Origin of the sequence: Billgrantia saliphila (assembly GCF_002930105.1) — a bacterium.
Taxonomy (GTDB): Bacteria; Pseudomonadota; Gammaproteobacteria; order Pseudomonadales; family Halomonadaceae; genus Halomonas; species Halomonas saliphila.
Window position 1 is genome coordinate 94,481 of sequence record NZ_PJRN01000013.1, and the last position, 12,624, is coordinate 107,104.

Annotated in this window: 13 protein-coding genes; all 13 read right to left on the reverse strand. The window is 66.7% G+C overall.

What is annotated here, in order from left to right; genetic code table 11:
* Positions 1-71 precede the first annotated feature (71 nt).
* A complete protein-coding gene (gene der, locus CYJ07_RS14860; protein ID WP_104204492.1) occupies positions 72-1,475 on the reverse strand; it encodes a ribosome biogenesis GTPase Der in 1,404 nt (467 codons plus the stop codon).
* Positions 1,472-2,638, reverse strand: coding sequence for an outer membrane protein assembly factor BamB (gene bamB / locus CYJ07_RS14865; RefSeq protein ID WP_104204493.1), 1,167 nt, complete (start codon positions 2,636-2,638; stop codon positions 1,472-1,474). The genes der and bamB overlap by 4 nt, the downstream gene beginning before the upstream one ends.
* Positions 2,635-3,294, reverse strand: a complete 660-nt coding sequence (locus CYJ07_RS14870) for a YfgM family protein (RefSeq protein WP_104204494.1) — start codon at positions 3,292-3,294, stop codon at positions 2,635-2,637. Before CYJ07_RS14870 ends, bamB begins: the two co-directional genes overlap by 4 nt.
* A gap of 35 nt (positions 3,295-3,329) precedes the next feature.
* Positions 3,330-4,625 (reverse strand): histidine--tRNA ligase, encoded by a 1,296-nt coding sequence (gene hisS, locus CYJ07_RS14875; protein ID WP_104204495.1) that lies wholly within the window; start codon positions 4,623-4,625, stop codon positions 3,330-3,332.
* 29 nt (positions 4,626-4,654) lie between these two features.
* Positions 4,655-5,770 carry a flavodoxin-dependent (E)-4-hydroxy-3-methylbut-2-enyl-diphosphate synthase gene (gene ispG, locus CYJ07_RS14880; RefSeq protein ID WP_104204539.1) on the reverse strand — a complete coding sequence of 372 codons (1,116 nt, stop codon included), beginning with the start codon at positions 5,768-5,770 and terminating at the stop codon, positions 4,655-4,657.
* A gap of 5 nt (positions 5,771-5,775) precedes the next feature.
* A complete protein-coding gene (locus CYJ07_RS14885; RefSeq protein WP_104204496.1) occupies positions 5,776-6,774 on the reverse strand; it encodes a RodZ domain-containing protein in 999 nt (332 codons plus the stop codon).
* A gap of 30 nt (positions 6,775-6,804) precedes the next feature.
* Positions 6,805-7,530, reverse strand: a complete 726-nt coding sequence (gene pilW, locus CYJ07_RS14890) for a type IV pilus biogenesis/stability protein PilW (RefSeq protein WP_104204497.1) — start codon at positions 7,528-7,530, stop codon at positions 6,805-6,807.
* 138 nt (positions 7,531-7,668) lie between these two features.
* Positions 7,669-8,793 (reverse strand): dual-specificity RNA methyltransferase RlmN, encoded by a 1,125-nt coding sequence (gene rlmN, locus CYJ07_RS14895; protein ID WP_104204498.1) that lies wholly within the window; start codon positions 8,791-8,793, stop codon positions 7,669-7,671.
* Positions 8,794-8,870: 77 nt separating this feature from the next.
* Complete coding sequence (gene ndk / locus CYJ07_RS14900; protein ID WP_104204499.1) at positions 8,871-9,296, reverse strand: nucleoside-diphosphate kinase; 426 nt, start codon at positions 9,294-9,296, stop codon at positions 8,871-8,873.
* 227 nt (positions 9,297-9,523) lie between these two features.
* Entirely contained in the window at positions 9,524-9,850 is a 327-nt protein-coding gene (locus CYJ07_RS14905) for a HesB/IscA family protein (protein ID WP_104204500.1), read from the reverse strand.
* Between the two features lie 48 nt (positions 9,851-9,898).
* Positions 9,899-11,047: an aminotransferase class V-fold PLP-dependent enzyme gene (locus CYJ07_RS14910; RefSeq protein WP_104204501.1), complete on the reverse strand. Its 1,149-nt coding sequence runs from the start codon at positions 11,045-11,047 to the stop codon at positions 9,899-9,901.
* A gap of 40 nt (positions 11,048-11,087) precedes the next feature.
* Entirely contained in the window at positions 11,088-11,558 is a 471-nt protein-coding gene (gene iscR / locus CYJ07_RS14915) for a Fe-S cluster assembly transcriptional regulator IscR (RefSeq protein ID WP_104204502.1), read from the reverse strand.
* A 129-nt stretch (positions 11,559-11,687) separates the two neighbouring features.
* The gene (gene cysE, locus CYJ07_RS20845; protein ID WP_104204503.1) at positions 11,688-12,569 is read right to left on the reverse strand and encodes a serine O-acetyltransferase; all 882 of its coding nucleotides are present in this window, start codon (positions 12,567-12,569) and stop codon (positions 11,688-11,690) included.
* Positions 12,570-12,624: the final 55 nt, after the last annotated feature.

A 12,624-nucleotide genomic window follows, 5' to 3' on the forward strand; every position in this document is an offset into this window, starting at 1 on the left:
ATGGCAGACCAGGACGGCATGCCGGGTGTCGTATCGCGCCCGGCCTGGCGGCCGGACGTATTGGTAACGAGTTATCGACGCTTGTTGCGGGCGTCCCGGGTTCGCCCCAGTTCGCGCTGCTTGGCCTTCTCTCGGTCGCTGGCGCCGGCGAGCGGGTCGTAGGGGTTCTTGCCCGAGCGGAACTCGAAGCGAATCGGCGTGCCGCGCACCTTCAGCACCTTGCGGAAGGTGTTCGTCAGGTAGCGCTTGTAAGCCTCCGGCAACGCTTCGGTCTGGTTGCCGTGCACCACGATGATCGGCGGATTGCTACCCCCCTGGTGGGCCATGCGCAGCTTGATCCGTCGCCCATGGACCAGCGGCGGCGGGTGCTGACTGACGGCGTCCTGCAGCAGGGTAGTGAGACGGTTGGTCGACCAGTGGCTATTGGCCGAGGCGAAGGCGCGCTCGATGGAGGGATAGAGGTCTCCCACACCGGTGCCGTGCAGCGCCGAGATGAAGTGCAGGTCGGCGTAGTCGGCGAAGCCCAGGCGACGCTTGATCTCGGCACGCATCTTCTCCTTGGCTTCCTGCTCCAGGCCGTCCCACTTGTTGACCGCCAGCACCAGGGCGCGCCCGGTGGTCAGTACGTAGTCGAGCAGGTGCAGGTCCTGCTCCACCAGGCCGCTGCGTGCATCGAGCACCATGACCGCTACGTGGCACTCCTTGATCGCCTCGAGGGTCTTGATGATCGAGAACTTCTCGGCGATCTCGCGCACGTTCTTGCGTCGCCGCACTCCGGCGGTGTCGACCAGCACATAGGGCTTGCCGCGCCGCTCGAAGGGAATCTCGATGGCGTCGCGGGTGGTGCCGGCCTCGTCGAAGACCACCACCCGCTCCTCGCCGAGCAGGCGATTGACCAGCGTCGACTTGCCCACGTTGGGGCGACCGATGACGCCGATGCGGATGCCCTTGGTGCCGGTGTCGGCCGGCACGCTCAGATCGCGCTCGGGGAAGGGGGCGAGCACTTCCTCGATCAGCGCGGTGACGTTGCGCCCATGGGCGGCGGCGATGGGCAGCGGGTCGCCGAGTCCCAGCGACCAGAAGTCGGCCATCGCCGAGTGCTCCTCCAGGCCGTCGGTCTTGTTGACCACCAGCCAGGTCTTCTTCTGGTTGACCCGCAGGTGGTTGGCGATGGCTTCGTCGGCCACGTGGAGTCCGGCCCGGGCGTCGACCAGGAACAGCACGATGTCGGCCTCGTCGATGGCCACCAGCGACTGCTCGGCCATGGCGGCGTCGATGCCCTCTTCGTCGCCGCTGATGCCGCCGGTGTCGATCACCGTGTAAGCCTTGCCGCCGAGCGCGCCGTTACCGTACTTGCGGTCGCGGGTAAGCCCCGGGAAGTCGGCCACGAGGGCGTCCCGGGAGCGGGTCAGGCGGTTGAACAGGGTCGACTTGCCCACGTTGGGGCGGCCGACCAGGGCGATCACGGGTGTCATCGGTTGATTTCCAGGGCCTCCAGGCGGCCGTCGTTGGCCAGCACATAGATGCGGCGGGAGTCGGTAAGCGGGCGCACGCTGATGCCGGAACCGTCGACTCGGGTACGTGCGGTAAAGCGTCCGTCCTGGATGTCGATCAGATGCAGGTAGCCTTCGTAGTCCCCTACCACCACGTTGCCGTCGGCAAAGGCGGGCGCGGTGAGCCAGCGACCCTCGAGGTCGCGATTGCGCCACACCTCTTCTCCGCTGCGGGCGTCGTAGGCAATGACATGGCTGGCTTCGTTGACGGTGAACAGGCGGTCACCCACCAGCACGGGTGTCAGATAGCTGGAATGCTCGCGCTCCCAGAGGACCTCGCCGCTGGGGGCGTCCAGGGCGACCAGACGGCCGTTGTAGCTGGTCACGTAGAGGCGGCCGTCGGGTGTCAGCACCGGCTGGCCGCCCAGGTCGACAAGCCGATCGATCTCGCTGCGCCCGCGAGGCACGGCGATACGACGCTCCCACAGCGGCTGGCCGCTGCGGTTGTCCAGGGTGACCAGACGACCGTTGGCGAAGCCGGCAAAGGTGACCGGGTCGATCACCGTGGGCGTGCCGGTGCCGCGCAGGGTGAGGGACGGCTCGGTGGTGGTGTGCACCCAGCGCTCCTGGCCGGTACGGCGATCGAGGGCGGTGACGGCGCCATCGACGCTCTGCACCACCAGCAGCGCATTGTTGGGCTGTGGCGGGGCGAGCACTTCACTGGAAACGCGCGCCCGCCAGGCGATCTCGCCATCGTCCTGGTTCAGGGCCAGGACCTCGCCGTTGCGGGTGCCGAGATAGACCTGGCCGGCAACGGCGGTCAGGCCGCTGGAAGCGCCGACTTCGAGATCGGTCTGCCACAGGCGATCACCGCTCTCGGCGTCCACCGCCGTGACGTGTCCTCTTGCGTCGGCGGCGTAAATCACGCCGTTGTCCAGCGCCGGTGAGATGGGATGCTGGGCCTGGCCGAGTCCCTTGCCGACGCGCGTGCGCCACTCGCTGTCGAGTTCGGCGCGCGCCTCGAAGCGCTGAAGTTCCTTGGGCGCATAGCGCGGCTCCGCCTTGTTGGCGCAGCCGGCCATCAGGCCCAGGGAGAGGGTGGCCACGAGGGCGAGGGAAGACTTGCGAAGCATGGTGCGTTTCATAGCGTGGCCTCTTCTACGCCCAGATCGTCGAGCTTGAGCTGAATGCCGTAAATCGGCTGGTCGCGCTGCTCGGCGGTCGCCAGCGCTTCCTGCCAGGCTTGGCGGGCCTCGTCGTCGCGCCCCAGGGCGTGCAGGGCGTCGCCGCGCACGTCGGCCTGCTGGGCGGCCAGCGGGGCCGGGATGTCGCGGGCCAGGGTGTCCAGTGCCGACTCGGCGTCATCGTCGGCGACCTGCAGCCGGGCCAGGCGCAGCCTTGCCAGCCCCTGGACGTACTCGCGGTTGCTGGAGGCGATAACGCCGTCGAGGATGTCGCGTGCCTCGCCCAGGTCCCCCTGGCTCACGGCCAGACGCGCCTCGATCAGGCGCGCCAGGTCGGCATAGAGCGACCGCTCGTGGTTATCGACGATCTCGGCGACCAGCGCGCGGGCCTCGTCGATCTCACCCTCGACAAGCGCATCGCCACCGGCCATGTTGACCAGCTGCTGGTAGCGCATCGAGGCCGCCTCGGCCTGGCTATCCTGATAGTTCTGCCAAGTGTTCCAGCCCACCACGGCGGCGACGGCGATGGCGACGCCGGCGATCAGCGAAAGGCCGTTCTCCTTCCACCAGCGCTTGATGGCTTCCAGCTGTTCTTCTTCGGTTCTCAGCTCCGCCACGGGCGGTCTCCTTTCACGGCTAAATCCGTTTCGTTTCAGGTGTGCCCAACGGCCACCAGAGGGGCGAGCGTCGCGGCCAACGCATCCTGGGACAGACTCAACTGATCGCGCTCCTCACGCAGGAACTTCAGTGTCGCGCGGCTCTGTCGCAGCTCGTCCTCGCCAAGCAGCAGCGCCAGGCGAGCGCCGCTCCTGTCGGCCTTCTTGATCCGGCTCTTGAAGCTGCCGCCACCGCAGTGCAGCTGCAGCCGCAGCGTGGGCAGTTCGCTTCTCAGGCGCTCGGCGACCAGCATGGCCTCGGCGGTGGCGCCATCGTCCATGGGCAGCACGTAGAGATCCAGCTCGTCCAGGGCGGCCTCGGGTACGAGCTCGAGCGTCTCGAGCAGCAGAATCAGGCGTTCGATACCCATGGCGAAGCCCACCGCCGGGGTCGGCTTGCCGCCGAGCTGCTCGACCAGGCCGTCATAGCGGCCGCCGGCGCACACCGTGCCCTGGCTGCCCAGGGCAGAAGTGGTCCACTCGAACACGGTGCGGCAGTAGTAGTCGAGACCACGCACCAGGCGCGGATTGATCACGTAGTCGATGCCGGCGGCCTCGAGCAGGGCGGTAAGGCCCTGGAAGTGCTCGCGAGAGTCGTCGTCGAGGTGATCCATGAGCCTTGGCGCATCGTTCAGCATGGGCGCCATGTCCGGGTTCTTGGAGTCGAGAATGCGCAGCGGATTGCTCGACAGCCGGCGCAGGGAGTCCTCGTCGAGCTGGTCGCGATGCTGCTCGAAGTAGGCTACAAGCCGGTCGCGGTAGGCGGAGCGCGCCTCGTTGGAGCCCAGCGAGTTGAGTTCCAGGGTGACGTGCTCGATGAGGCCCAACTCCTCCCACAGCCGCGCCGTGAGCAGGATCACCTCGGCGTCGATGTCCGGCCCTTCCAGGCCGAAGGCCTCCAGGCCGACCTGATGGAACTGGCGGTAGCGCCCCTTCTGGGGTCGTTCGTGGCGAAACATCGGGCCCTGGTACCACAACCGCTGGGTCTGGTTGTGCAGCAGGCCGTGCTCCATGGCGGCACGCACGCAGCTCGCCGTGCCCTCGGGGCGCAGTGTCAGACTATCGCCGTTGCGATCATCGAAGGTGTACATCTCCTTCTCGACGATGTCGGTGACCTCGCCGATGGAGCGGGCGAACAGTGCCGTCTGCTCGACGATGGGCGTGCGGATCTCGGCGTAGCCATAGCGGCGCATCAGCGCCTGGACCGTGCTCTCGAAGTATTGCCACCGCGCCGTCTGGTCCGGCAACAGGTCGTTCATGCCACGAATGGCCTGGATCTTCTTCTTGCTCAAGACTGGCTCCTTGATGGTCGCCGGCGAGTTTACTCCCCGCGGGCGATCACGTCCTTCTCGGCCTGCTCTTTCGCACGTACCCGGTCGCGAATCATTCGCTCCAGGTCGTCGACCAGGTGGTCGTTGCGCAGCTTGGTGGCCGGCTTGCCGTCGATGTAGACGAGGTTGGCGGGACTGCCGCCGGTGAGCCCGATCTCGCTCTCCTTGGCTTCGCCGGGGCCGTTGACCACGCAGCCGATCACCGAGACGTCGAGCGGGGTCATGATGTCCTCGAGACGCTCCTCGAGGGCGTTCATGGTGGCGATCACGTCGAAGTTCTGACGCGAGCAACTGGGGCAGGCGACGAAGTTGATGCCCTTGCTGCGCAGGCGCAGGCTCTTGAGCATGTCGTAGCCGACCTTGATCTCCTCGACCGGGTCGGCGGCGAGCGAGACCCGGATGGTGTCGCCGATGCCGTCCATCAGCAGCATGCCAAGGCCGATGGATGACTTGACGGTGCCTGAACGCAGTCCGCCGGCTTCGGTGATGCCGAGATGCAGCGGCTGCTCGATCCGTGCGGCGAGCTGGCGATAGGCGGCCACGGCCATGAATACGTCGCTGGCCTTGACGCTGACCTTGAAGTCGGGGAAGTCGAGGCGATCGAGATGATCGATGTGGCGCATGGCGGATTCGACCAGTGCCTCCGGCGTGGGTTCGCCGTACTTCTTCTGCAGGTCCTTCTCCAGCGAGCCGGCATTGACACCGATGCGGATCGGGATGCCGTTGTCGCGAGCGGCGCTGACCACCGCGCGAACGCGCTCCTCCTTGCCGATGTTGCCGGGGTTGATACGCAGACAGTCGACGCCGAGCTCGGCGACGCGCAGGGCGATCTTGTAGTCGAAGTGGATATCGGCGACCAAGGGCACGTTCACCTGTCGCTTGATGCGTCCGAAGGCCTCGGCGGCATCCATGCTCGGCACCGAGACGCGCACGATATCGGCGCCGGCTGTCTCGAGGCGCTGGATCTGTTCGACGGTGGCGGCCACGTCCAGGGTGTCGGTGTTGGTCATGCTCTGCACCGAAATGGGGGCATCGCCTCCCACCGGCACCTTGCCGACATGGATCTGGCGCGACTTACGACGAACGATGGGCGATGGGGAATGCATATGCATTACTCTCCCAGGGTGAAACGGGCGACGTTGTTGGCCCCGGCGCGAGCGCCCAGGTCGACGCTCTCTCCGGCCCAGCTCAGCTCCACGGCAGAGGCGTTGCCGATGGTCAGGCGAAACGGGGGCTCCCCTTCGACGGTTGCCGTGGTGCCGGGTTCCTGCAGTCCGACGAAAACACGCCGATCGTTGGCGTCGAAGATCTCGGTCCAGGACTGCTCGTTGAAGGCCAGCTCCAGCACGCGACGGTCTTCGGTTGCCGGCGCCTCGGCCGGCTCCTGCGGCTCATCCTCCGCGACGATGTCCGATGACTCGGCGGGCTGGGCCGGCTCCTCTGCCGGCTCCGGCGTGACGCTCTCCGCCTCGCTCATGGCGGCGATCAGCTCGGCGCCGGTGGGATCGACCTCGGTGGAAGGCGTCGGGGCGGCCGGCGCCTCGCCACTGATCGGATCCACGCCCTCCTCGGGCAGCGGCGGCATGGCCTCCTCGACTTCCTCGCGCGGCGCCTCCTCGACCAGTGTGGTGTTGCCGTCGATGGTATCGACCGACACCGGGCCGCTCTCGTCGACCGTGGGCGGTTCGTTGCCGTCGCGGCTCTGCCACCAGACCAGCGTCAGGCCGATCAGGCCGGCGATCACCAGCAGGGTCACCAGCCGGAACAGCCAGGCCCCGATACGCGATGGGGGGCGGGTCACCTGTACCGGCGTCACGCGATGCTCGGCCTCCTGGGTGGCGAAGCGCTCGCTGTAGGCCTGCAGCACGGGACGGTCGTCCATGCCCAGCAGGCGGGCGTAGGCGCGCAGGTACCCACGGCGATAGGTGGCCACCGGTACCTGGTCGTAGCTGTCCTCCTCGAGCCCGGCGACGACGGCGGGGCGCAGGTTGAGCGCCGTGGCGACCTCCTCGCGGGACAGGCCCTGCGTCTCGCGCTCGCGGCGCAGTTGCTCGCCTGGGGAGGCCTGGGTCCCGAAGTCGACGGCATCGATGTTGTGGCTGTCGCTCATGGCTGAGCATCCTTCGTCATGAATCGTTGATCAGGGAACGTCACTGCTTGCCCGGCCGGGCGTGACGGACATGTTCGGGGCGGCGGCGATTTCCTCGGCCAGCGCCTGGGCGCCTGGCGTCATTCCTGCCAGCCGTACGAAGATCTCCAGCTGCTGCCGGGCACGCTGGGGGTTGCCCTGGTCGAGTTCCAGCTCGGCCAGGGTGAAATAGCTGCGCGGGTTGCGCGGATCCAGGCTTTTCGCCCGCTCCAGGCTCTGGCGCGCCTGTTCGACGTCGCCGAGCTCCCGCTGGCATTGCCCGAGGTTGGCGAACAGCTGGGCCCGGCTGGCGTAGTGTGGGTCGCGCGCGGCGAGCTCGAGCTGCTCGCAGGCGCGCCGCACCTGGCCGCGGTCATAGAGAAAAGCCGCATAGTTATTGCGCGCCCGGCTGTTGCCGGGTTCGGCATCCAGCGCGCGCCGGAACGTCTCGTCGGCAAGCTCGTTCTCGCCCTGGCGCTGGTAGACGATGGCCATGGCCTGCAGGGCCTCTGGGTCGTCGGGGTCCCGTTCGAGGGCGCGGCTTAGCGCCGACATGGCGCGAGGGAGATTGTCGCGCTCGAGATAGGCCATGCCCAGTTCGGTGAGCGCCTCGGTGGGCTCCTCGCCGTTGTTCCCACCCAGTCCCGAAGACGCCGCGCAGCCAGCCAGCCACAGCGACCCGACCACGATCGTAAACAGCGGCATGCATCGGCTCGGCAGGATGGGGAAGCGCGTCATGGCATCCTCTTGGTCGGGGGCTCGTCGGTCGCGGCAGGCCATCACGCCACTAGCCGGCGCGTGGCCGATCGGGCTCGGGGCCAAAAAAAGCCTGTCCATCAAAGCGCCGCGACGGGTTGAAGTCAAGGCGACCCCGGCTCAGTCGGCGTCGATCTGGATCGAGCGGATATAGCGCTCGTGGCGCCGCGTGCGATCCTTCACCCGTCCGACCAGCTGACCGCAGGCGGCATCGATGTCGTCGCCGCGGGTAGTGCGAACCGGCGCCGTATAGCCCAGTTCGTAGAGCCACTGCTGAAAGCGCATCACCTGGTTGCGCGACGGCTTCTCGTAGCCCGAATGGGGGAAGGGGTTGAAGGGGATCAGGTTGATCTTGCACGGCAGCTCGCGCAGCAGCTCGGCCAGTTGGCGGGCGTGCTCCTGCTGATCGTTGACGTCCTTGATCAGGGTGTACTCGATGGTCACCATGCGCGTGTCGTCGCACTTTGCCAGGTAGCGCTGACAGGCATCGAGCAGGGCGCGGATGTTGTACTTGCGATTGAGCGGAACCAGTTCGCTGCGCAACTCGTCGTTGGCCGCGTGCAGCGAGATCGCCAGGCTCACGTCGAGTTCGTCGCCAAGACGGTCGAGCATCGGCACCACCCCCGAGGTCGACAGCGTCACGCGGCGCTTGGAGAGCCCGTAGCCGTTATCGTCGAGCATCAGTTTCATCGCCGGCACCACGTTGTCGTAGTTCATCAGCGGCTCGCCCATGCCCATCATCACCACGTTGGTCACCGGACGGTTGGCGGTATCCTTGCGTGGCCCGACGCTGCGCTGGGCAACCCAGACCTGGCCGATGATCTCGGCGGCGGAAAGGTTGCGCTGGAAGCCCTGCTTTCCGGTCGAACAGAAGCTGCAGTCGAGCGAACAGCCCACCTGGGACGACACGCAGAGGGTGCGGCGCTTGCCGTTGTCGGCTGGAATCAGCACGGTCTCGACGTAGCTGCCATCCTCCACCTCCAATACCCACTTGCGGGTACCGTCGTTGGACGTGCCTTCGTAGACCACGCCGGGACCGCGGATCTCGGCCACTTCGGCCAGTCGGTTACGCAAGGTCTTGGAGAGGTTGGTCATGGCTTCGAAGTCGTCGCAGCCGTCGTGATGAATCCACTTCATCACCTGGGCGGCACGGAACTTCTTCTCGCCGATGGAGAGGAAGAAGGCTTCCATCTCCTCGCGAGTCATGCCGAGCAGGTTGGTGCGTTGGGCGGTGGTGGCGTTCATGGCATCACGTAGGTCGGGGCGGGACGAGAGCGGGGACTGGAGCGCCCCCGCGAAGGGCACGGCGGGCCGAAGACGGCTTAACGCGGGCAGATCTCGTCGGCATTGAAGAAATAGGCCACCTCGCGCTGGGCGGACTCCGGCGAATCGGAGCCGTGCACGGCGTTGGCGTCGATGGTCTCGGCGAAGTCGGCGCGAATGGTGCCCGGGGCGGCTTCCTTGGGGTTGGTGGCGCCCATCAGCTCACGGTTCTTGGCGATGGCGTTGTCGCCTTCTAGCACCTGCACCACTACCGGGCCGGACGTCATGAAGCCTACCAGATCCTTGAAGAAGGGGCGTTCCTTGTGCTCGGCGTAGAAGCCTTCTGCCTGCTGCTGGGAGAGATGCAGCATCTTGGCGGCGACGACCTGCAGGCCGGCCTTCTCGAAGCGGGCGATGATTTCGCCGATGGCGTTCTTGGCGACGGCGTCGGGCTTGATGATGGACAGGGTGCGTTCGGTAGCCATGGGGCCTCTCCCGTTGATCTGATTTGACGATTGATGCGTATGGGGATAGCGCCACGACGCACCGGGCTCCCGGGGAAGCCGGCGCGGCGCGGCGCTACGGATTCAAGATGCGTTCGGCGTCGCTTGGTCGGTCGAGCCGTCAGCGCTGCCTCGGCGAAGAAACAGTGGGCGCAGAGTATACCGCTGCCGGCGGGCGTTGAACAATCGTCGGCCCCGCGCCGGCATGCTCAGACGGAGAAGCTCTCGCCGCACCCGCACTGATCCTTGACGTTGGGATTGTTGAAACGGAAGAAGCGGTTGAGCCCCTCCGAGACGTAGTCGACTTCGCTGCCGTCGAGCATCTCCAGCGCTTCGGGTGCGACGAAGACGGTCACGCCGTGTTCCTCGAAGGTCACGTCGTCGTTGGCCGCCACGTCGGCAAAATCCAGTACGTAGCTATAGCCTGAGCAGCCGCTGGGCTTGACCGAGACCCGCAGGCCCAGGCCGTGGCCACGCTCCTCGAGCACCCGTTGGATCTGCTCGGCGGCGGTGGTGGTGATCGAAAGTTGCGCCATGGTGGGTTCTCCTGCAGCAAAATGAGTCGCCGGGCCGGTTCCACAAGCCTAGCGGCGTAACCCTGGAAGTGCATGATGCAGCGCATCCAGCGCCGCGTCGATATCGGCATCGGTGGTGAAGCGACCGAAACTGAAGCGCAGCGAGGCCAGTGCCAGCGAGCGTGGTACGCCGATACCCTTCAATACATAGGATGGTTCGACGCTAGCGGAATTGCAGGCCGAACCGGTCGACAGGGCGATGCTGCGCAGCGCCATCAGCAGCGATTCGCCGTCGACACCCTCGAAAGCCAGGTTGACGATGTTGGGCACCGCGACCGAGATATCGGTGTTGCGGTGGATGCCATCCAGATCGGACAGTCCGTCGAGCAGGCGGTTCCGCAGTGCCAGGATTCTTGCCTGGTCGGCCTCGCCTTCGGCCGCGGCCAGGGCGAAGGCCTCACCCATGCCGACGATCTGATGGGTGGGCAGGGTGCCGGAGCGCATGCCGCGCTCGTGGCCGCCACCGTGAATCAGTGCCTCGAGGCGAATGTCCGGGCTGCGCCTGACGTACAATGCCCCGACGCCCTTGGGCCCGTAGACCTTGTGCCCGGAGAGCGACATCAGGTCGACGCCCAGGCGATTCACGTCGAGGTCGAGGCGTCCCACTGCCTGGGCGGCATCGACGTGGAGCATGGCGCCGCCGGCGTGTACCACCTCGGCCAGGGCCGCCAGCTCGTGGATGCAGCCCAACTCGTTGTTCACCGCCATCAACGAGACCAGTACCGTGTCGGGGCGCATGGCCTCGCGCAGTTGGGCGGGCGTGACGCGACCGTCGGCACCCGGAGTCAGCCAGGTCACTTCGAAGCCCTCGGCCTCGAGTGCTACCGCCGTGTCCACCACTGCCTTGTGCTCGATGACGGAGGTCACCAGATGCCGCCCACGCTCGCGGTTGGCGCGCATGAAGCCGATCAGCGCCAGGTTGTCGGCCTCGGTGGCGCCGCTGGTCCAGACGATCTCGCGCGGGTCGGCTGCGATCAGGTCGGCGACCTGGCGGCGTGCGCTCTCGACGGCCTGTTCCGCCTGCCAGCCCAGCATATGACTGCGCGAGGCGGGATTGGCGAAGTTGCCGTCAAGGGTGAGGTGACGGCTCATCGCCTCGGCGACGCGCGGATCAACCGGGGTGGTGGCGGCATAATCGAGATAGATGAGGGCGCTCATGGCTCGCGGTGTCTCCGGTCTGGCCTCGCCGCAGGGCGGCTTAGGGCGAGGAGGTCAGGATGGTGTCGTCGTCGCGGCGACTGCGCTGGCGAGCGGCAATACGACGGACCTCGCCATTCTCGACCAGTTGGGCGAGGGTAATGCTGTCGAGAAAACCGCGAATCTGGTCCGATAGGTCGCACCATAGAAAGTGGGTCAGGCAGGTATCGCCTTGCTGGCAATCCGACAGGCCCTGGCAGCGCGTGGCGTCCACGGATTCGTCGACGGCATCGATCACCCGCGAGATAGAAATCTCGCCCATGGGCGCCGCCAGCAGGTAGCCTCCTCCCGGGCCGCGCACGCTCTTGACCAGTTCGGCGCGCCGCAGGCGCGCGAAGAGCTGTTCCAGATAGGGCAGCGAGATCTCCTGGCGGCGCGAGATGTCGGCCAGACAGGTGGGTCCCTTGTCGGCGTTCAGGGCCAGGTCGAGCATGGCGGTGACGGCGTAGCGTCCCTTGGTTGTCAAGCGCATGGCGGGCTCATCCGACGCGATGGGGCGAAACCCGGCACGGAAAATCCCGGCCTTCGGTTCGCGGCGGCTCGCCATCGGCAGCGAGCCACGTCAACAGAGCGCCATTATGGTAAAGCCTGACCTTAGTGGTCAACCATTGCCGGATGAGGATGGACGCCCACCTTGATCCTCGTCATGTTCCGATTCGGAAGCGGCCGTGTCGGCTGCACGAGTCGGGCCGCAGCAGGAGTCGACATCGGACAGGACGTCGGCGAAATCCTCGTTGCGCAGCGCCGGCAGCTTGCCCTCGCGGTAGTTGTCGTCGAGCTTGCGCAGCGTGCCGCACATGCGTTCGATACGCTGGTCGACCGCATGCATGTGATCGAGCATGGCCTGGATCGAGCGCGCCACGGGGTCGGGCATGTCCTCGCTCACACCGTAGGCATCGAAGCCGAACTTCCGACGCATCGCTTCGCGGCGCTCGGGATCGATCTCGAGCGCTTCGGCGGCGTCCGGCTCGGCGCGCTTGACGATCTTGCCGGGGATGCCCACCACCGTGGCGCCGGCGGGCACCTCCTTAGTGACCACGGCATTGGAGCCGACCTTGGCCCCGGCGCCGACGGTGAACGGTCCTAGGATCTTGGCCCCGGCGCCGACGATGACGCCGGCCTCGAGGGTGGGGTGACGCTTGCCCTTGTGCCAGCTCGTCCCTCCCAGCGTTACGCCCTGGTAGAGCGTGACGTCATCACCGACTTCGGCGGTCTCGCCTATCACCACGCCCATGCCGTGGTCGATAAAAAAGCGCCGGCCGATTCTCGCCCCGGGGTGGATCTCGATGCCGGTGAGCCAGCGCGAGAAGGTCGACAGGGTGCGCGCCAGCCACTTGAGATGGCGCTGCCACAGCCAGTGGGCGAGGCGATGCAGCAGCAGCGCGTGCAACCCCGGATAGTTGGTCAGCACTTCCAGGAAGTTGCGCGCCGCCGGGTCACGGGCGAATACGCTGTTGATGTCCTCGCGCAGTCGTTGAAACATGCAGCGGTCCTTGGTGGCGGTTGAGCGGCCTGGGCGGCGGGGGGAACAATCTCAC

Bases quoted from the DNA above. Each gene is read 5' to 3' on its own strand.
- pilW (WP_104204497.1), bottom strand. From the start codon at position 7,530: ATGACGCGCTTCCCCATCCTGCCGAGCCGATGCATGCCGCTGTTTACG.
- CYJ07_RS14910 (WP_104204501.1), bottom strand. From the start codon at position 11,047: ATGAGCGCCCTCATCTATCTCGATTATGCCGCCACCACCCCGGTTGAT.
- der (WP_104204492.1), bottom strand. From the start codon at position 1,475: ATGACACCCGTGATCGCCCTGGTCGGCCGCCCCAACGTGGGCAAGTCG.
- rlmN (WP_104204498.1), bottom strand. From the start codon at position 8,793: ATGAACGCCACCACCGCCCAACGCACCAACCTGCTCGGCATGACTCGC.
- ispG (WP_104204539.1), bottom strand. From the start codon at position 5,770: ATGCATTCCCCATCGCCCATCGTTCGTCGTAAGTCGCGCCAGATCCAT.
- ndk (WP_104204499.1), bottom strand. From the start codon at position 9,296: ATGGCTACCGAACGCACCCTGTCCATCATCAAGCCCGACGCCGTCGCC.
- iscR (WP_104204502.1), bottom strand. From the start codon at position 11,558: ATGCGCTTGACAACCAAGGGACGCTACGCCGTCACCGCCATGCTCGAC.
- cysE (WP_104204503.1), bottom strand. From the start codon at position 12,569: ATGTTTCAACGACTGCGCGAGGACATCAACAGCGTATTCGCCCGTGAC.
- CYJ07_RS14905 (WP_104204500.1), bottom strand. From the start codon at position 9,850: ATGGCGCAACTTTCGATCACCACCACCGCCGCCGAGCAGATCCAACGG.
- CYJ07_RS14885 (WP_104204496.1), bottom strand. From the start codon at position 6,774: ATGAGCGACAGCCACAACATCGATGCCGTCGACTTCGGGACCCAGGCC.
- bamB (WP_104204493.1), bottom strand. From the start codon at position 2,638: ATGAAACGCACCATGCTTCGCAAGTCTTCCCTCGCCCTCGTGGCCACC.